The following is a 17,782-nucleotide window of genomic DNA, read 5'->3' on the forward strand; positions in this document are numbered from 1 at the left end:
AATCACGATTTATGGAATATCAAATGCCTGGTAGATTGGCCTCTTGATCTGCATGTTTTCGGGATTGCCTGATAAGCCAGTCTCCGAACAGCACAACGTTGCGGTTATTCGCCTTTCTCTCCGGATAAACGACGTAATAGGAGTCCTCGGAACGCGTGGCTTCTCCGAAAGGCATATGCAAATCGACATTGGCCTTGTCATGCCAACGAAATGTTTCCAGCACCTCCTTTACGAAACAGTCGGCATCCGAAGACACGGAAAGGATTGCGCTTCAGCGCCTCGTCATTGACGCGTGCCACGAGTGCCATCGGCGTGCCGTAGGCAGGAACCTCCTCACGGTATATTTCTGACATGGCGCTTGAAAACGCTGCACGGATCTCGCTGGTGGAAACATAGTTGGACATGCGCGTGCGGCCCTATCGATCGCTCGGCGACAAGCCGCCGCCAGCCTTCTTGCAACTCGCCATCTTTTTATGGCCGCGACGGCAGATTAGGGTTCGCGGGAACCGCAGTGACCCCAAGTCATTTCCGGCCTGTGTTCATAGGGTTTGCTGCGCGCACAGTCCTCCTAAATCGGACCATAATAATGTAGTGTCATACCGTGAATTATTGGAAGGGTTTTACGAATGAGCCTCGCTGGAGATGTCGCGGAAGACGCTGAACTCCCCTCTACTCTCTATGATGGACTTGCCGGCTTTCGGCTTGCCATGCGGCGCTTCCTGTCGCTCAGTGACGCTGCTCTCGCAAAAGCCGACGTCACTTCTCAGCAATACCAGGCCATGCTGGTCATCAAGACCGCACCGGAAGGGAAAATGAGAATACGGGATTTCTCGGAACTGATGCTCATCCAGGCGCATGGGGCGGTGCAATTGGTCGACCGGTTGGCGGCGGCCGGTCTGGTGGAAAGAACACCGTCACAGAGAGACAAAAGGAGCATTCTGATTAGCCTCACCCCAAAGGGCGAACACATTTTGCGAACGCTTGCCAGAATACATCTGGAAGGACTCTTGGCCAATCAAGACCTGCTTGTCGAATCCCTTGGGAAACTGCGCGATCTGAACGAACTAACCTAAAGGCTGCGTCACAACCGCGGACGATATGACCATTGAAGCGATATTCTCCATGGTAATCGCAAATGGAATCAGCCACAGCAATGTCAATACAGTGCCCGACACCCAAAACCATCGACCGAGCTCCAGCTGAGAGGAGCCGGTCGATTTTTTGCCAGGCTGAGGCGACCGCGCAAGTCGCCACGCCGCCCCTGCGAAAAACAACGCGCTGAAAAATCCACCAAATATAATGACAAAAATACTTGTCGCAGTGACGAGGCCGGCCAACAGCCTTAACCAGAGTGGCGTTACACTATCACCAGTCAAGGCAATCATCGTTGCACCGACAACTATGATTACCGGAGCGATTGGAAGCCACAAGATCAGCCAGCCGTAGGTTTCATCGAGCGCGCGGCCAGCAACCTTGATTGCAGCCAATATCCGAGTTGTTGTTGGCACCGCATGAAACACGACCACATCCTCCTCAGCCGATAGCCGCGAAGTATATCGCGGGGTGACATAAAGCGGCAGACGCGGCCCGGCCGTACTGAACACATTTTGGTCACATTTAGGTGTTGCGCGACACGTATGGCGGGATAAAGCGACGAGAAACATGTTAGCCCGACAACAACGATTGACAAAACTGAAGAGGGATAACCGGCCGCACCGGAGTTCCCAAGCGGACAGATCGCTGATCAATCGGCTGGCGACCGCGCAATCTCAGGAGGCGCAGTCGTAATTCAGCTACTCATCGACGTTGTTATTTTGCGAGAAGTCCTTCTCATCACCGGCCTGAAGGATGTCAGCCCTTCCCAATGATAAATCCTGCGATACCCGAATCGGCCGTTTGTCTCTTCGATGCATCAGATAAGTGACGACACATTGATCGCCTCTGGAGCTTACCGACAGCAATCTGTCCGACGTCCCACGCATGAATGCTTCAGCGGCGGCGGCACAGTCAGTCTGGGCAACGGCTGGCGCACCAACCAAATTCAGCAGGGCGCACAAGACGAAAGCCACAGTGAGAGAAACCGAAGAACACAAAATGTCACGCACACCCATCAATCAGTGTGTCCGGCGAAACGCTTGCAGTTCATTCCGGTCGAAGAGGGCTTCACACACTTCCTGAATCATAAATCGTGCGGCGCTCGCGACCGGAGCCGATAGGGTTTCGCCCTGCCTGGCCGCATAGCCAATCCGCAAAAGACCTTCCAGTTCCGTTGAATTATCAATCAGCCCATCGAATTTTTCGAGAAAATCAGCGGGTAGAGTTCGAACTGCACCGCCCGGCCTTTCAATCAGGCCATGTTGCAAAAGTCGCGTTTCAAGCAACGAAGACAATTTTGCAATCTCACTGACGTCGCTCATCTGTTCCCCCCGAATGATACAGTCTCCCAACCGATTTTATATCACGACATGATATTTTTTTCAATGTCGAGTTGCTCGACGAAAACCGGGTTCGGGTTGAGAGAGCGGGAAAATGAAATACTGCGACCGCCGACGCCCTCTGCAGGCCGTGATGACGCGCGCCGAACGTTGAGACGAAAATCGTTGGTCACAGATTGCGGTCACGCTTTCGTGTTCGCCTCACGCTGTAACGTCGCTCCCGGAAAGATCGAATACAGCCATACGCGGCCGATGAACGGTCTGCGGACATTCAAGAGGAGATCATTTATGAACCGTTCCACGCTCACCCTCGCTTTGGCAGGCTCACTCGCAAGCGCTGTCGCATCTGTGTCTTTTGCTGCGCCGCTGGCACCGGAAAAGATGGCCGGAAACGAGAAATGCTACGGCATCGCCCTGAAGGGGCAGAATGATTGCGCTGCCGGCGCCGGCACGACCTGCGCCGGAACCTCCACCATGGATTACCAGGGCAATGCCTGGAAGGCCGTACCCGCCGGCACGTGCACCACGATGAACGTGGATGGCCACAAGGGCATGCTGGAGCCGTCTAAAAGCTGAGCCGCGACACCGGAGGCCCGCTTGCCGGGCCTCCTCCTCATCCGTCAAAACCGGGAGACCAGCAATGACCGTTTCAGCCGACCGCGCCACCGTCCTGCCACCCCGTGCTGGCCTCGGCCTCAAGCCGGAACACTACGACACTATCCTCGACGCAAGGCCGGATATCGGTTTTTTCGAAGTCCACGCGGAAAACTATATGGGCGCCGGTGGCCCGCCGCACCGTTATCTTGAAGCCGTTGCAGCGCTTTATCCCCTGTCGCTGCATGGCGTTGGCCTGTCGATCGGTTCGGCCCGTGACCTCGACACCGGGCATCTGAGACGGCTTCGCGACCTTATCGATCGTTACCGGCCGCAGAGCTTTTCGGAGCATCTGGCGTGGTCGACCCATGACACCGGTTTCCTCAACGATCTTCTGCCCTTGCCCTACACGGCCGAAACCCTGTCGCGTGTCGCCGACCATGTCGATGAGACCCAGCAATGGCTGGGCCGGCAAATGCTGCTTGAAAATCCATCAACCTATGTGCTGTTTTCCGAAAGCACCATCGATGAGGTGGATTTCCTCACCGCCATTGCCAGCCGAACCGGATGCGGGCTGTTGCTCGATGTGAACAATGTCATGGTCTCGGCGGTGAACCATCGCCTCGATCCGGTCGCCTATATCGACCGTTTCCCGGTCGAGCTGGTGGGTGAAATCCACCTTGCCGGTTATGACGAGACCATCGACAGCGTTGGAGACCGGCTGCTGATCGATGCCCACGGCACCGCCGTCAGATCCGATGTGATGGAGCTTTACCGGCACACGCTATCGCGCAGCGGCGCTTTGCCAACCCTGATCGAATGGGACAACGACGTGCCAGACTTTGCGACGCTTCAGGCAGAAGCGGTGCGCGCTGACATCCTGTTGAACGAAGCGGCCCTGAAAAGCCGATCCAGCCAGGCGGCGTGACCATGCGGTTTTACGAAAGCCAAGGCGCCTTTGCCTCCGCCCTGCTCGATCCGGACCAACCGCTACCGTACGGTATCACCACCGCGCGCGGTGCTGCCGATCCCTCGCGTTTTGCCATCTATCGCAACAACGTCTATGTCGGGCTGACGACGGCGTTGGGGCTACGTTTTCCAGTGACGAAACGGCTGGTTGGCGTTGAGTTCTTTGCCGGAATGGCCCGTGCCTATGCCGCCGACCGCAAACCGGCCTCACCGCTCATCATGCAGTACGGCGACGATTTCCCGGATTTTGTTGCGACTTTCCCGCCAGCATCGTCTCTCGCCTATCTCGCGGATGTGGCGCGGATCGAGGCGGCGTGGAGCACGGCCTATCACGCGGCAGACAGAGCGCCGCTCGAAGTCTCCCAACTCGCCGCCCTTTCACCCGAACACCTTCTCGATAGGGTGCTTATCCCGCATCCTTCGGCCCGGCTTGTGCAATCGCCGTTTCCAGCCGGCAGCATCTGGAACGCCCACCAGGGCGAAACCGTGACACCGCCTGTCGACTGGCGAGCCGAAACGGTGCTTGTCGTGCGGCCGGCCATGCAGGTCGAGATCAACGTCCTGCCATCGGCAGATGTTGCCTTCGCGGCGCGTCTCTTTGCCGGCGCAAGCCTTGGCGAAGCGGCTGAGACGGCTTTGGCCGCAAAATCTTCCTTTGATTTCGGATCGGCCTTGATTGGCCTGATCGGCCTTGGCGCTTTTAGCGCCGTTGAACACCGTGAAGGGGACCTTCCATGACCACAGAACTTGCCTCCGCACGCAGCCTCAGTGGCGCGTTCTTAGCACTTCATCGTCACGCCGAATGCCTGCTCGCCTCCATTCCGCAATCATTGCCGCTTTTGGCACTGCGGTTTGGCTTGGCAATCCCGTTCTTCAAATCGGGACTGACCAAGTGGGACGGATTTCTGACGTTATCGACTGGCGCCAGATATCTGTTCGAACAGGAATTCAGGCTGCATATCTTCGGCAACCTGATCCCCTACCCTATGCCGCTGGTCATGGCGGCGGCCTCGGGCATTGCCGAACTCGTTCTGCCCGTGCTGCTGGTTCTTGGCCTTTTCACCCGTTACGCCGCTTTGGGTCTGCTGGTGATGACGGCGGTGATCCAGCTTACCGTTCCGGATGGCTGGGCCAATTTCCATCTGCCCTGGGCTGCCATGGCGCTGACCCTCGTGGTCTATGGCGGCGGCCGGATAGCGCTGGATGCCCTTGTCAAATTGCGCCGACACTGACCGAACGTTGATCGTGGAACACCCCGGCCGCCTGAATTCCAGGGCGTGGTGCTGGCAACGTCGACCTTCGCAGGCATGGCCCGGCCCCCTTGTTGTTTCTCCTTGATGTTCATGCCTGGAAAGCTTCTTCCTGTCGCGTTCTCGAGACGACGCAATGCCAGAACGCATTTTTTTGCGGAACAATCTGTGGATGTTGAAGTTACCCTTCATCAGGAGGAGGACTATCCATGATCGCAAAAGCCATTTTAGTGGGGGCAGCCACTGCCTTGTCGACGCTTTTTTCCACCGTTGCGCTGGCGCAGACCGAGCTGACGATGTGGTATCATGGTGCCGGAAACGTTGAAGAGCGCAAGATCCTGACCGGCATCATCGAGGACTTCAATTCATCCCAGACAGACTGGAGGGTATCGCTTCAGGAGTTCCCTCAAACCGCATATAACGAATCCGTCACCGCCGCTGCGCTTTCCAGCAAGTTGCCTGACATTTTGGATGTCGATGGGCCGAACATGCCGAACTGGGCCTGGTCCGGTTATCTGCAACCTTTAAAGATCGATGAGGCAAAGCTTGCGAACTTCCTGCCCGGCGCCGTGGGCAAGTGGGGAGACAAGCTCTATTCCGTCGGGTTGTGGGATGCAGCCGTAGCTGTATTCGCCAGCAAATCCGTTCTCGATGAAAATGGTATTCGTATTCCAACGCTGGAACAGCCCTGGACCGGCGAAGAGTTCAACGCGGCGCTTGAAAAACTCGCAGCCACCGGCAAGTTCGAATATGCGCTGGACCTTGGCATGGCCGATAAAACCGAGTGGTACAGCTATGCCTTCAGCCCGTTTCTGGAGAGTTTCGGCGGCAGCTTGATCAACAAGGAAAACAACCAGACCGCCGAGGGCGCGCTGAATGGAGACAACGCCGTCAGGTTCGGAGAATGGTGGCAGTCCCTGTTCGAAAAGAAGCTCGCACCGGGAACCTCGCAATCGCCTGCCGATCACGAAACCGGATTTCTGGAAGGTCGCCACGCCTTGCAATGGATGGGCAACTGGGTTGCGGTGAAGGCGCTGGAGAAATACGGCGATGATCTGTTGTTCCTGCCTGCGCCCGATTTCGGGAAAGGCCCGAAGATCGGCGCCGGGTCATGGCAGTTTGGCGTATCGGCCACCAGCAAGCATCCCGAAGGTGCATCGGCCTTCATCGAATTCGCCATACAGGACAAATATCTCGCGCAGTTTTCCGACGCGATCGGTCTTATCCCGGCCACGTCTTCGGCTGCCCAGATGACGAAGAACTACAAACAGGGCGGCCCGCTTGAGGTTTTCTTCGAGCTGTCCAAACGTCAGGGGACATTGCGGCCGGTCACTCCGGCTTACGCCTTCATCTCGCCGGTCTTTTCCAAGGCTCTTTCCGACATTGCCAACGGCGCGGATGTTGCCGATACGCTGGATAACGCAACCGACGAGATAAACAATAATATAGAGCGCAATTCCGGTTACCGACCCAAATAGGGGCAGGTTATCGATGGCGCTCTTTTCTTCAAAGGGAAAACTGACCCGGGACAGCTTCACGGGTTGGTTCATGGCTGCACCGGCGATGGTGCTGATCGGGCTGTTTCTGATCGCGCCCTTTTTGCTGGGGCTCGGTTTTTCCTTCACCAACCAGCGGCTGACATCTCCCAATCCGACCGAGTTTGTCGGCGTTGAAAATTACACCCGGCTGCTGGGTATCGGCGTGCTGACGCTCGAGCCGGAAAAAGAGGCGGACGGCAGCATCAGCCAGGATGCGGATGGCTCCGTCTCCTATCCGCGAATTCGCAATTTCACCCGCAACAATCCCGACTATCCCCATCTGGAAGGAATGCGGGAATATAAGAGCTTCACTTGGGGCGACGATCAAGTCGTCATTCTGGCGCGCGACGTCGTGTTTTTAACAGCGCTCGTCAATACGCTGGCTTTCGTGGCGGTCGTCGCGCCGGTTCAGGCGGCGCTGGCGCTGTTTCTTGCCCTGCTGGTGAACCAGAAGATACCCGGCGTCACGATTTTCCGCGCGATCTACTTCATGCCGGTGGTGCTGTCGGTTGTAGTGGTGGCGCTGCTCTGGCGGTTTATCTATGCAGCCGATAACGGGCTCTTGAACAGCCTTTTGGGCTACATGAGCTTCGGACTGTTTCAACCTGTCGACTGGTTGGGCAGAACCGATACCGCTTTATGGGCCATTCTGGTGATGTCGGTCTGGCAGGGCGTCGGGTTCCACATGGTCATCTGGCTCTCCGGTCTGCAAACCATCTCTCCGGATCTTTACGAAGCAGCCGACATCGAAGGGGCTAGTCGCTGGCAGAGATTCCACATGATAACCTGGCCTCTGCTGCGCAACACGGCGGTGTTGATTGTCATCGTCATTACCATGCAGGCTTTTGCGCTTTTTGCGCAGATCGACGTGATGACCAAAGGCGGCCCTCGCGATTCTACACAAAGCATCGTCTATCAAGCGGTTGAGCGAGGATACCGCCAGCAGGACATTGCGGCCGGTTCCGCAATTTCGGTCGTGCTGTTCCTGCTTGTTCTGTGCATTTCGCTGACCCAGCGATACCTCACAAGGGAGAAGCAATGATGCAGGCCGGACAACGCAAAAGCCTCGGCTTTCTCATCGGCAACTATCTACTTTTGCTCGCCTTCGCGGCGATATTCATTTTGCCGCTGTTGTTCATGGGGTTCTCGTCGCTAAAACCGAACGACCAGTTGCTGAATGACGCCACGTCGATACGAGCCTTTCTGCCGGTCGGGGAGCTTTCGTTTGAAAACTATACAGCAGCTTTCGCCCGGGCACCGATTGCGACCTTCATATTCAATTCGGTGCTGGTGACGGGCGTTACCGTATTTCTCGCCCTGCTGCTTGGCTCGCTTGCGGCCTTCGCCTTCACCTTCTTGAACTGGCGCGGAAAGGACGTTCTCTTCTCGATCATCCTCGCCACGCTCATCATTCCTTTTGAAACCATTGCCGTGCCGTTGCTGCTGGAAGTCAACAGCCTGCCATGGATTGGCAGCAACGGGTTTACCTGGGGATGGCTCAACTCCTGGCATGTGCAGATCATCCCATGGATCGCAGACGGGCTGACGATTTTTCTTTTCGTACAATATTTCAAGGATCTCCCGAAGGAGTTGCTGGAGGCGGCGCGCATCGACGGGGCCGGCTGGCTGCGGATTTATGCGCAGGTGGTGATGCCGCTCAGCGGCCCGGTGATCGCAACCGCTGCGATCTTGAAATTTCTAGTCATGTACAGCCAGCAATATCTATGGCCGCTTCTTGTCACTCAATCCGAGACATACAGACCTGTCATGGTCGGGCTGCAATACTTTTTCCAGCTCAACACGCCCTGGGGTGAAGTCATGGCTTATCTGACAATCATTACGCTGCCGGTGCTGATTTTTTATCTCTGCCTGCAGAGACTGTTCATCTCCAGTATCGCAGCGAGCGGTATAAAGGGATAGCGCCTCATCCTGCACGGGGTGAAGGCCTGACATAAGGCGATAGTGAGAATGAACTGGGACTTGCGGGAGCTTGCTGCATTCCATTGGCGCCGAATATTCTGGCCAACCCGGAGGCTGTTGTGTTTTCTTACGAACTTGAACGCTGAACGGCGCCGGCAGATCGTCGTTCCAGATTGGCTGATCACACTGCCATTAAAATCGTATGTTTGACCGGGAAGGGCAGTCGCCCGAGAGTTGATCTTAAGCGCCCCGCGAGATTTGCCCTTCTCACATTCATGGTTTGCGCCGCTTTGAAGGATGAGGCCGATGAAAATGAGATTTCTCTGTGAGGCTGTTCTCGCCTTGATGTTTTCCACCGCAATCGCCTCCGCCCAGCAGGCGTCCGACACGGTGGCGCCGGAAAGGGCAACCGGGCTTGCCACCGCCAAACGTGTCGAGTCGAAGAACTTCATGGTCGCCGCAGCCAATCCGCTGGCGACCAAAGCGGGACGCGACGTGATTGCGGCGGGCGGCAACGCCATAGATGCGATGGTGGCGGTGCAGACCGTGCTGGGCCTCGTTGAACCACAGAGCTCCGGTCTCGGCGGCGGCGCCTTCCTTGTTTATTACCACGCAGAAAGCGGCAAGCTGACGACGTTGGATGGCCGGGAGACGGCACCGATGGAAGCCACGCCAAAACTCTTCCTGGATGAAAATGGCCAGCCGCTTAAATTCATGAACGCGGTCATCGGCGGCCGTTCCGTCGGAACGCCGGGAACGGTGCGACTTCTGGAGGAAGCTCATAAACGCTATGGCAAGGCTGAATGGGCGAGCCTGCTGAAACCGGCGGAAACGCTGGCGACCGAGGGCTTTCAGGTGTCGCCTCGCCTTGCCTCTCTGATCGCGTCCGAGGGTGACCGGCTGAAGACATATCCAGAGGCGCGGTCCTATTTCTTTGACACCGCCGGGGCCGCGTTGCAGGCTGGTACTTCGTTGAAAAATCCTTCCTATGCCGAAACGCTTGCAATGATCGCCAAAGGCGGTGCAGATGCGTTTTACAAGGGGCAAATTGCCGAAGCCATTGTCAAAACCGTGCGCGAGGCGGCCGACAATGCCGGCGTGCTGTCGCTTTCCGACCTTGCCAATTATCGCGTCATCGAACGCGAGCCTGTCTGCTTTATCTATCGTGCGCTTGATGTTTGCGGCATGGGGCCGCCATCTTCTGGCGGTATCGCCATTGGCCAGATACTCGGCATGGCGGAGAACTTCGATCTAAGCTCGCTGGGGCCCAAAAATGTCGAAGGCTGGCGCATTATCGGCGATGCGCAGCGTCTTGCCTTCGCCGACCGCGAGCGTTACGTCGCTGACGCCGATTTCGTGCCGCTACCGGTCAAGGGCCTGCTCGACAAGGCCTATCTAGGCGAAAGGGCAAGCTTGCTCGACGGCGAAAAGGCCTTGGCCAAAGATGTCGTCAAGGCCGGCGAGCCGGAATGGGACCATGCGCTGCTTTTCGGCCGGGATGCCGCGCTTGAGTTGCCCTCGACGAGCCATTTCGTCATCGTCGACAGGCAGGGCAACGTTGTTTCGATGACAACGACGATCGAAAGCGGTTTCGGCTCGCGTCTGATGACGAAAGGCTTCCTGCTCAATAACGAATTGACGGACTTTTCCTTCAAGACCCACGATGGCGGCCTGCCGATCGCCAACCGAGTCGAGCCCGGCAAACGGCCGCGCTCTTCGATGGCCCCGACTATCGTGATGAAAGATGGAAAACCGCTGCTCGCTATTGGTTCGCCCGGCGGCAGCCAGATCATCGGCTATGTGGCGCAGGCGCTGATCGCCTATATCGACTGGGGCATGCCGGTTGAGGCGATCGTCGCCCAGCCGCATCTCATCAACCGGTTCGGCACCTACGACATCGAGGCAGACACTAGCGCGGAGGAGCTGGCAGGACCGCTGAAGGCGCTGGGTTACGAGGTGAAACCGGGTGAGATGAATTCCGGTTTGCATGCGATCGAGCTGACCGCCCAGGGTTTGGCCGGTAGCGCCGATCCAAGACGCGAAGGAGCGGTTCTCGGGGACTGAACACACCTATCGCGGCATTCGAGCAAATCCCTTTGCGAGAATGGGCCCGGTGGGCCTGCCGGTTGGCGAACCACCCGCCTGCTCGAGGGTGATTTCGTAGAGCTGATCGCTTCTGGGAGCCGGCAGAGCCGGCCCTTCTAGCTTTGCTGAACGCACACCCTCGATCAATCCGAGAGAAACGGGGCCGACCTCCTTCGAAGGTAAGGTCCACAACTGAATCGTCTTGTCGCGCGGCACTGCAAAATCAGCCAGCATCCGCACGGTTGCCTTCTCGTTTCCAAAATCCTCGACAACAGCCTTAACCTGACCGTTCTCATCAAGGAGCACGGCGATCACGAGCGGATCGATCGGGCGGGTAAGGCTGAAGGCCAGACCCGCGGCCAGGAGGAAACTCGCGGCAATGGCAGAGAGGGCGATGCCACGCCAGCTGTTAGACCTATTGTCGTTTGCTGTCTTGGGCGACGTAGCGTATGCAGCGCCGGTCTGCGGCAACAGGCGGGTTTCAATTTTTTCCCACAGGTCGTCTTTGATTGCGGCAGGTTCAACAGTGGTATCGAGGGGAAGAAAACGCTCGCGGCTTCTGGAGACTGCCGCCCGCAGAGCATCATCATGCACGAGTGCAGCTTCAATAGCCTCGGCCTCGAGAGCGTCCAGCAATCCCAGAACGTAGTCGTCGGCAAGATCGGGAATGTCTTTGCGATCAAATTTCATGCCATGCACTCCCGCAGAGCGATAAGCCCTCGCCTGATCCAGGATTTTGTTGTTCCCAGGGGAATGCGAAGCCTGCCGGCGATTTCCCCATGGGAGTATCCCGCGACATAGGCCATCAGGATTCCCTGGCGTTTCGTCTCATCGAGACTTCCGAGACACTCATAGAGCCGCGAATTCCTGTCGAGTTTCTGCCAGACTGCAACCACCTCCGTTGCTTCTTCACCATCGCGAAGCATCTCGACATCCTCAACGATCAGCTCGCGTCTCGTATCACGGACAAGATTGAGTGCCCGGTTGCGAACGATCGCGTAAATCCATCCTCGTGCCGATCCCTGGTCGGCACGGTATTGATGAGCATGTGTCCAGATTCGCACAAAGCTCTCCTGAACGACCTCCTCGGCCAGTTCGCGCCGCTTGACAATGCGTTGGGCGACCGCGACCAGACGTCCGGCCTCGCGATCGAAAATCAAGCGCAAGGCGCTTTTATCGCCTTTCGCGCAGGCTGCAAGCGCCCTGTCGAGATCGTTCGGCACAGGGCCCGTCTGCATTTGAATCCTTTCCACTCGTGATCGAAAGCACCGTCAACTGTGCATAATACCCATCAGACAGGTTAATGGATGCACTTTAAAAATAATTTTTCCTGTCTGCATCCAAATGCGTTGCCCCCCGTGTCCTAGAGACGGAAGCGTTCAAACGACGCCTTCCGAATGGCTCAATTCACGGGAGAAACACATGCGCACTATCCGCCTCACTCTTCTCGCCTCAATGGCCCTGACGGCATCGGCAGGCATTGCCGTTTCAGCGCCGGTCCTTGGCCTCATGGGAGACAAGACCCTCGTCATGTTCGATACGGAGAAGCCCGCGGTTACAAAGTCGATGGATGTGACTGGTGTAGACAGGCTTGTCGGCATCGACTTTCGTCCGGGCAACAAGACCGTCGTCGGTGTGACGCCGGATCATAACATTGTCACCATCGATCTCGAAACCGGCGCTGCAACCGAGGTCGCCAAGATGGACAAGATGCTTACCCTTGCCGATGCGCCGGTTGTCGTTGATTTCAATCCTGCCGCTGACCGTCTGCGTTTCATGACGGGCACGACAAATCACCGCGTGCATCCCGATACCGGAGCCGTCACGGTGGATGGCGCACTCGCTTTCGAGGATGGTGACATGCATAAGGGCGAAACGCCAAACATCGTCGCTGCGGCCTACACCAACTCGACCGGCAAGCCCGAGAAAACGGCAATGTACAATATCGATGCCACCATCGGTGCCCTGATCCAACAGACAAAACCCAATGACGGAACATTGAAGGCAATCGGCAAGCTCGGCCTGAAGGAAATGCCAGCAAACTATGCCTTTGATATCCAGGGAGAAGAAGGCGGCAAGAACACTGCCTATCTCGCCGCGGGCAAGATGCTTTACACCGTCGATCTGGAAACAGGCGCTGCGACCGAAATTGGTTCCATTACCGGCGCCGAGGGTGAGCTGCGCGACATCACCGTTCTCCCCGCAATGTGAGCCTTTGTCGCGACAATGAAAACGTGAATGAAAGGGCTGCCCCCTGAATGGAGCCAGCCCTTTCCATCTGCACGGCAAAAAGGGTTACATTTCGGGAAGCAGGACCTTGTCTATGACGTGAATGACGCCGTTCGGCTGCTTGATGGCAACGATCTTGGTGTCACCCCGTAAATTTAATAGTTGCAGGAAAACATAGTCCAAGGCGCAAAGGCAACGTCTTGCCATTCGGTTATAATTCTCGTTCTTCCGCAGGAAGCAGAGGCCAGGCGAAACATCCTGTTTACGACTGGTTTTTGTTCAGCAGCGCTGCCGTATCTCGTAGCCTGGCCAAGTCTTCGTCAATCATTGCAGTTGCTTCAGAACGTTTGAGAGCGCTTGCCGCGTGCAGCATTGCAATCTTCTTGAACTCCACATCGCCGAATTTCGATAGGGTAAGAAAGGCTTTCTGTAATCGAAGCCCGACTTCGATGATGGACGCCCCGTCTCGGGCGATGGGCAAGAAGAGGTCATCAAACAGGTCTTCAAGTCGAATTGGGGTAACGAAGAGCCGAGGATGCACCACCTTTGTTTTGCTGTCCTGCAAATCCCAGACGGACAGCACGCGTATCGCTCGGGAGATCACATCAATCGCAGTGCCGGGATCGTTGATAGCCGGTGAAAGCGCTCTGGAGGCAATTTCAGACAAAACCGCAGCCCCGAAGCGAGGATCCTGATCGAACGACCTGACATTACCAATAGTAAAAGCCGAGGCGATACGCTCGTAAACATTGTCATGAACCTCACCGTTAACCCAAGCCAGCGGAGTGTTGGGTGCAACCAGCTTGCCCGCTATCGCGACAATGAAAATGTCAAAATCGAACTCCTCGGCGATCTCGGAGAGAAGCGTTGCATCGACGTGTTGAACGTAGCCAACCTCGTTCTGGTGAATGGGCGTATTGGGCTCCCCTAATCTCGGGTCACCCTCAAGCAATCTGTGGCCGCCGAGATTTGGCGTTTCCACCCATGCCGTCAGTGCTTCAATCGTTGTCCGTTCAACCCGCTCCGTGGTTTCGGTCACTCGCCCAAGTCGCGAAAGATGATCAATCCAGCGCAGCAGCGTGACGATAATGAGAACGATCACGCCGATGGTGACCACAAAAAGGATGAGGCGTCCGCGATCCCCGTATGCACCTGTCGTAAGCGCAATTATTCCGACCAGACTGAACAGGAAGGAGCCCACGAAGGTAGCCAGCACATTCTGTGTCGTACTGTCTTCCATGACCAGTTTCGTGGCTCGCGGCGTGACGTTGGTGGTGGCCGCGGAATAGGCGGAAACCATTGTGCTCAATGAGAAAGTCGTTACCGTCAACATGCTGGAGGCAATAATACCGAGAATCTTGTCAACGGCGTCCGCGCCTATTTTTGTTGGCAGTTCTTGCGGGATGTAAGGCGAAAGCGCGACGGCAAGCAGAGCAGTCACGACACCAGCCATGGAAAAAAGCGTTGCCCTGAACCATATCCGTCGAACGATCTGGCCCAGCCACCACCGCCACTTTGACTTCATCACTCGCCAGCTCCCTTCAAAAGCGACCACCCGGACCGTCGCTTGTGCCGGGTGGTCAAAACTCGTGCAATCCGAACATTATGCCGTGTGTTCCGGCGCGCCATGGACAAGCTGAAACTCCGGCGAGTTGACCAGATGCAGGTAGCGTTCGAATTGAATCAAGACATCGCTGATGATCTGATCCTGCGACATGCCCATCAGATCGTAACCGCTATTGCCGCTGGAGAAAAAGGTTCTCGCTTCGTATCGAAACTCTGCCTCGCCTGCGCGGATGGTGGTGAAGCTTGCAACCCGATGTTTCTGGACCGAGACACCATAGATAAAGTCACGGACGTCAGACGCAGGAGATCGAAGGGTGACAACGCCGGCCCCCTCCCGATCTACCTCCGTCGGTCTCCCGCGCGACTGAAGTTCGGCAGCAACCTTGTCAAGCGCGGGTGCGACCTTGTCATCGATGAAGATCGCAACTTCTTTCTCCGTCGTGGTGCTCAGCATCAGAGCGAGCCTTCGTTGCCAGGTCTGACCAGAAGCGGGCTCCGCGGGCCCAACGTTTCGGCTGCTGTGCACCTCACGCTGCGCTAAATCCTGCTGCATTCCAAGATACAGCGACACGACCAAGGCCAGCATTACCACGGTAAAAGGCAATGCGCTGGCGACGGTTGCGGACTGCAACGCGGTGAGACCACCCGCCATCAGCAGGCATGCGGCAACGAGCCCCTCCATCGAACACCAAAAAATCCGCTGGCCCGTTGTCGTTTCCGTTTCACCGCCAGCGGCGATGGAATCCACCACAAGAGCCCCGGAATCAGCCGAAGTGATGAAGAATATGGAGACCAGCAGAACCGCCAGTGTCGAAGTGACGCCAGAAAGAGGCAAATATTCGAAGAAGCGGAAAAGGCCTACGGAAACGTCATTCGAGATGGCGGCGCCCAGAGCGCCCGCGGCTACACCTGTATCAATGAACATTGCCGTGTTGCCGAAAACCGTCATCCAGAAGAATGTAAAACCGGCCGGGATGAACAGCACGGCAGCAACAAATTCGCGCACGGTTCTTCCGCGAGATATCCGCGCGATGAACATTCCCACGAACGGCGACCAGGAAATCCACCAGGCCCAATAAAACAGCGTCCACGAATCGATCCAGGGCGTGGGCTCGTAGGCGTAAATGTTGAAGGTTCGCAGGACGATCGTATCGAGATAGAGGCCGAGATTCTGCACGAAGTCCCGGAAGAGCTGTGTCGTCGGTCCGGCGATCAGCACGAAAAGCATGAGCAGTACGGCGACAACCAGATTGGTCTCCGATAATATTCTCACGCCTTTATCCAGGCCTGTCACAACCGAGATGGTGGCCATACCGGTCACCACGACAATCAGGACAAGCTGTACGCTGGTGCTGATCGGCAAGCCGACAAGGTGGTTGAGGCCGGCATTGATCTGCGCGACGCCGACCCCTAGCGATGTCGCAATGCCGAACATGGTGCCGACAATCGCAAAAATGTCGACCGCGTGTCCGATCGGGCCGTTAATCCTGTTCTTCAACAATGGATACAAGCCTGAGCGAACTGTCAGCGGAAGGTTGTAGCGGTAACCGAAATAGGCGAGCGACAAGCCAACGACGGCGTAAATCGCCCAGGCGTGTATGCCCCAGTGAAAGAAAGTCACAGTCATCGCTTCGCGCATTGCCGCCACGCTTTTCGGTTCGGCGGTCGGCGGCGCCATATAGTGGGTCATCGGTTCGCCAACGGCATAGAACATGAGACCGATGCCCATCCCGGCGGCAAACAACATCGCAATCCACGACAGGAAACGGAAATCGGGAACTGAATCGTCCGGTCCCAGTTTGAGCTGGCCAAACCTGCCGAAACACAATAGCAGCATCGCCGCCAGAAATACGCCGACAGAAAGCAGGTAGAACCAGCCGAAAGCGCCGAGAATGGAACCTTGAATGATACCAAAAAGTGCTTCCGCCTGGCCGGGGAGCACGATACCGATGGCGACGAACAAGGTGATGACAATCACCGACCCGTAGAACACCGGCGGATTGATGATGAACGATTTCATAGCTGCAATGGCCTTCCCTTATGCGTATGAGCAGATGGATTTTAAATATGCTCTTTGATTTTACCCCAAGTTTCGGCAAAAGATCATCACAGACTGGACATCTTCCGCTGTTGGAGAATGCGGAAACGACGATTTGGCTCCATCTTCTTCGTCAATAGCGTTGCCGCCTTGCCGCATGACGCGCCTTTTGCTTGGCATTGACCCGGTCTTCACTCGCGCCTATCCGTTAGAAATGATATTCACGACAAAAACCAGAAGGTCCGTCTCGTCTCGTCTCGAAATCTTGCAGATGAAGTTGCGTCGTATCGAGCGCGGGCGCGACACATGGGCACTTCGTTGGCAAGCTGTGCTTGCTGTTATCGATGTCAGCATCATCTCGTTCTTCATTTTCGGGCCATTTTTGCGCAGCGGGCCTTCCTATCTGATCATTGATTACATGATCGCGGTGTGGATACTTGCCGAACTGTTCGCACGCGCATTCGCAACTGGCTCTTTAGGCGCGCTCCTCAAGAGGCCGATGACTTGGATTGATCTTGTTATTCTTGCCACGTTGTTGTTTCCAAACGCGCTTTTCAATTTTGCTTTCCTGAGGGCGATGCGTCTCTGGGCCGTGGGCGAAAGCCCGCTCTTCGCCGTCATCCTGAAACGGCTCGGTTGCCATCACTACAAGGACGTTGCGCGCGCATCACTTAACTTCCTCGTCTTCCTGTTCATGGTGACAGGATTTGTCTACACGACCTTCTTCTATCACCAGAGCGGTTTAGTCGGCTTCATCGACGCCCTTTACTTTACGGTCGCGACGATGACGACGACAGGTTTCGGCGACATTACGCTTCCTGGACCTCTCGGAAAACTGACCTCCGTGGTTACGATGATCGTCGGTATTTCTCTCTTCGTCAGGTTGGCGCAGTCGATCGTGCGCCCCCGCAAGGTACTCTTTCCTTGCGGAAAATGCGGACTGCAAAGGCACGAGGTTGACGCGGTCCATTGCAAGGCCTGCGGACACCTGCTCAACATTCCAAACAATAATGACTAATACGCGTCCTTACTGACTCGGCGTCTGTGGCAATCACTACTTAGGCGGTAAACTCATAAATTCTCTTGGCGCATTGCGTTCCGCGTGATTCAAGGCTTCCGAATTAGGAGCTATGATGACACGCCGCCGCTACGAACTCA

17 protein-coding genes and 1 pseudogene are annotated in these 17,782 nt (G+C 56.3%); 11 read left to right on the forward strand and 7 right to left on the reverse strand.

The window, feature by feature from the left end; all coding sequences use genetic code 11:
* Positions 1–172: 172 nt before the first annotated feature.
* Positions 173–404, reverse strand: a pseudogene (locus ACQZ48_RS04210) (hypothetical protein); the annotation flags it as partial.
* A 222-nt stretch (positions 405–626) separates the two neighbouring features.
* On the opposite strand from ACQZ48_RS04210, the gene ACQZ48_RS04215 reads away from it, so the two are divergent.
* The gene (locus ACQZ48_RS04215) at positions 627–1,073 is read left to right on the forward strand and encodes a MarR family winged helix-turn-helix transcriptional regulator (protein ID WP_080794712.1); all 447 of its coding nucleotides are present in this window, start codon (positions 627–629) and stop codon (positions 1,071–1,073) included.
* Here the strand turns inward: ACQZ48_RS04215 and ACQZ48_RS04220 are convergent.
* Both ACQZ48_RS04220 and ACQZ48_RS04225 read right to left on the reverse strand, forming a co-directional pair.
* Positions 1,065–1,520 (reverse strand): hypothetical protein, encoded by a 456-nt coding sequence (locus tag ACQZ48_RS04220; protein ID WP_131829418.1) that lies wholly within the window; start codon positions 1,518–1,520, stop codon positions 1,065–1,067. The genes ACQZ48_RS04215 and ACQZ48_RS04220 overlap by 9 nt on opposite strands.
* A 594-nt stretch (positions 1,521–2,114) precedes the next feature.
* Positions 2,115–2,417: a hypothetical protein gene (locus ACQZ48_RS04225; protein ID WP_137411304.1), complete on the reverse strand. Its 303-nt coding sequence runs from the start codon at positions 2,415–2,417 to the stop codon at positions 2,115–2,117.
* Between the two features lie 306 nt (positions 2,418–2,723).
* Here ACQZ48_RS04225 and ACQZ48_RS04230 point away from each other — a divergent pair, with 306 nt between their 5' ends.
* From ACQZ48_RS04230 to ggt, 8 genes are all read left to right on the forward strand, one after another.
* Positions 2,724–3,011, forward strand: a complete 288-nt coding sequence (locus tag ACQZ48_RS04230; RefSeq protein ID WP_080794706.1) for a BufA1 family periplasmic bufferin-type metallophore — start codon at positions 2,724–2,726, stop codon at positions 3,009–3,011.
* A 64-nt stretch (positions 3,012–3,075) separates the two neighbouring features.
* A complete protein-coding gene (gene bufB / locus ACQZ48_RS04235) occupies positions 3,076–3,957 on the forward strand; it encodes an MNIO family bufferin maturase (protein ID WP_077983595.1) in 882 nt (293 codons plus the stop codon).
* Complete coding sequence (locus ACQZ48_RS04240) at positions 3,954–4,736, forward strand: HvfC/BufC N-terminal domain-containing protein (RefSeq protein WP_448728577.1); 783 nt, start codon at positions 3,954–3,956, stop codon at positions 4,734–4,736. The genes bufB and ACQZ48_RS04240 overlap by 4 nt, the downstream gene beginning before the upstream one ends.
* Positions 4,733–5,230, forward strand: a complete 498-nt coding sequence (locus ACQZ48_RS04245) for a DoxX family protein (protein ID WP_142913539.1) — start codon at positions 4,733–4,735, stop codon at positions 5,228–5,230. Before ACQZ48_RS04240 ends, ACQZ48_RS04245 begins: the two co-directional genes overlap by 4 nt.
* Positions 5,231–5,457: 227 nt before the next feature.
* Positions 5,458–6,726 (forward strand): sugar ABC transporter substrate-binding protein, encoded by a 1,269-nt coding sequence (locus ACQZ48_RS04250; RefSeq protein WP_448728578.1) that lies wholly within the window; start codon positions 5,458–5,460, stop codon positions 6,724–6,726.
* Positions 6,727–6,739: 13 nt separating this feature from the next.
* Complete coding sequence (locus ACQZ48_RS04255) at positions 6,740–7,828, forward strand: carbohydrate ABC transporter permease (protein WP_137411300.1); 1,089 nt, start codon at positions 6,740–6,742, stop codon at positions 7,826–7,828.
* Complete coding sequence (locus ACQZ48_RS04260; RefSeq protein ID WP_137411299.1) at positions 7,825–8,706, forward strand: carbohydrate ABC transporter permease; 882 nt, start codon at positions 7,825–7,827, stop codon at positions 8,704–8,706. Before ACQZ48_RS04255 ends, ACQZ48_RS04260 begins: the two co-directional genes overlap by 4 nt.
* 306 nt (positions 8,707–9,012) lie before the next feature.
* A complete protein-coding gene (gene ggt, locus ACQZ48_RS04265) occupies positions 9,013–10,770 on the forward strand; it encodes a gamma-glutamyltransferase (protein ID WP_448728579.1) in 1,758 nt (585 codons plus the stop codon).
* Between the two features lie 6 nt (positions 10,771–10,776).
* Here the strand turns inward: ggt and ACQZ48_RS04270 are convergent, their stop codons facing one another.
* Both ACQZ48_RS04270 and ACQZ48_RS04275 read right to left on the reverse strand, forming a co-directional pair.
* Positions 10,777–11,481 (reverse strand): anti-sigma factor, encoded by a 705-nt coding sequence (locus ACQZ48_RS04270; RefSeq protein WP_077983602.1) that lies wholly within the window; start codon positions 11,479–11,481, stop codon positions 10,777–10,779.
* Positions 11,478–12,029 carry a sigma-70 family RNA polymerase sigma factor gene (locus ACQZ48_RS04275; RefSeq protein ID WP_077983603.1) on the reverse strand — a complete coding sequence of 184 codons (552 nt, stop codon included), beginning with the start codon at positions 12,027–12,029 and terminating at the stop codon, positions 11,478–11,480. The genes ACQZ48_RS04270 and ACQZ48_RS04275 overlap by 4 nt, the downstream gene beginning before the upstream one ends.
* A gap of 184 nt (positions 12,030–12,213) precedes the next feature.
* Between ACQZ48_RS04275 and ACQZ48_RS04280 the strand changes: the two genes are divergently transcribed.
* Entirely contained in the window at positions 12,214–13,002 is a 789-nt protein-coding gene (locus ACQZ48_RS04280; protein ID WP_077983604.1) for a DUF4394 domain-containing protein, read from the forward strand.
* Between the two features lie 280 nt (positions 13,003–13,282).
* Here the strand turns inward: ACQZ48_RS04280 and ACQZ48_RS04285 are convergent, their stop codons facing one another.
* Both ACQZ48_RS04285 and ACQZ48_RS04290 read right to left on the reverse strand, forming a co-directional pair.
* Entirely contained in the window at positions 13,283–14,545 is a 1,263-nt protein-coding gene (locus ACQZ48_RS04285; protein ID WP_448728589.1) for a DUF2254 domain-containing protein, read from the reverse strand.
* Between the two features lie 78 nt (positions 14,546–14,623).
* Positions 14,624–16,606, reverse strand: coding sequence for a BCCT family transporter (locus ACQZ48_RS04290; RefSeq protein ID WP_137411297.1), 1,983 nt, complete (start codon positions 16,604–16,606; stop codon positions 14,624–14,626).
* A 289-nt stretch (positions 16,607–16,895) separates the two neighbouring features.
* Here ACQZ48_RS04290 and ACQZ48_RS04295 point away from each other — a divergent pair, with 289 nt between their 5' ends.
* Complete coding sequence (locus tag ACQZ48_RS04295; RefSeq protein ID WP_244634994.1) at positions 16,896–17,642, forward strand: potassium channel family protein; 747 nt, start codon at positions 16,896–16,898, stop codon at positions 17,640–17,642.
* Positions 17,643–17,782 lie beyond the last annotated feature (140 nt).

Source organism: Agrobacterium sp. 22-209-1 (genome assembly GCF_053522485.1).

Excerpts from the sequence above, each read along its gene's own strand:
- ACQZ48_RS04215 (WP_080794712.1), top strand. The coding sequence starts at position 627 with ATGAGCCTCGCTGGAGATGTCGCGGAAGACGCTGAACTCCCCTCTACT.
- ACQZ48_RS04225 (WP_137411304.1), bottom strand. The coding sequence starts at position 2,417 with ATGAGCGACGTCAGTGAGATTGCAAAATTGTCTTCGTTGCTTGAAACG.
- ACQZ48_RS04230 (WP_080794706.1), top strand. The coding sequence starts at position 2,724 with ATGAACCGTTCCACGCTCACCCTCGCTTTGGCAGGCTCACTCGCAAGC.
- bufB (WP_077983595.1), top strand. The coding sequence starts at position 3,076 with ATGACCGTTTCAGCCGACCGCGCCACCGTCCTGCCACCCCGTGCTGGC.
- ACQZ48_RS04245 (WP_142913539.1), top strand. The coding sequence starts at position 4,733 with ATGACCACAGAACTTGCCTCCGCACGCAGCCTCAGTGGCGCGTTCTTA.
- ACQZ48_RS04250 (WP_448728578.1), top strand. The coding sequence starts at position 5,458 with ATGATCGCAAAAGCCATTTTAGTGGGGGCAGCCACTGCCTTGTCGACG.
- ACQZ48_RS04255 (WP_137411300.1), top strand. The coding sequence starts at position 6,740 with ATGGCGCTCTTTTCTTCAAAGGGAAAACTGACCCGGGACAGCTTCACG.
- ACQZ48_RS04260 (WP_137411299.1), top strand. The coding sequence starts at position 7,825 with ATGATGCAGGCCGGACAACGCAAAAGCCTCGGCTTTCTCATCGGCAAC.
- ggt (WP_448728579.1), top strand. The coding sequence starts at position 9,013 with ATGAAAATGAGATTTCTCTGTGAGGCTGTTCTCGCCTTGATGTTTTCC.
- ACQZ48_RS04270 (WP_077983602.1), bottom strand. The coding sequence starts at position 11,481 with ATGAAATTTGATCGCAAAGACATTCCCGATCTTGCCGACGACTACGTT.
- ACQZ48_RS04275 (WP_077983603.1), bottom strand. The coding sequence starts at position 12,029 with ATGCAGACGGGCCCTGTGCCGAACGATCTCGACAGGGCGCTTGCAGCC.
- ACQZ48_RS04280 (WP_077983604.1), top strand. The coding sequence starts at position 12,214 with ATGCGCACTATCCGCCTCACTCTTCTCGCCTCAATGGCCCTGACGGCA.
- ACQZ48_RS04285 (WP_448728589.1), bottom strand. The coding sequence starts at position 14,545 with ATGAAGTCAAAGTGGCGGTGGTGGCTGGGCCAGATCGTTCGACGGATA.
- ACQZ48_RS04290 (WP_137411297.1), bottom strand. The coding sequence starts at position 16,606 with ATGAAATCGTTCATCATCAATCCGCCGGTGTTCTACGGGTCGGTGATT.
- ACQZ48_RS04295 (WP_244634994.1), top strand. The coding sequence starts at position 16,896 with ATGAAGTTGCGTCGTATCGAGCGCGGGCGCGACACATGGGCACTTCGT.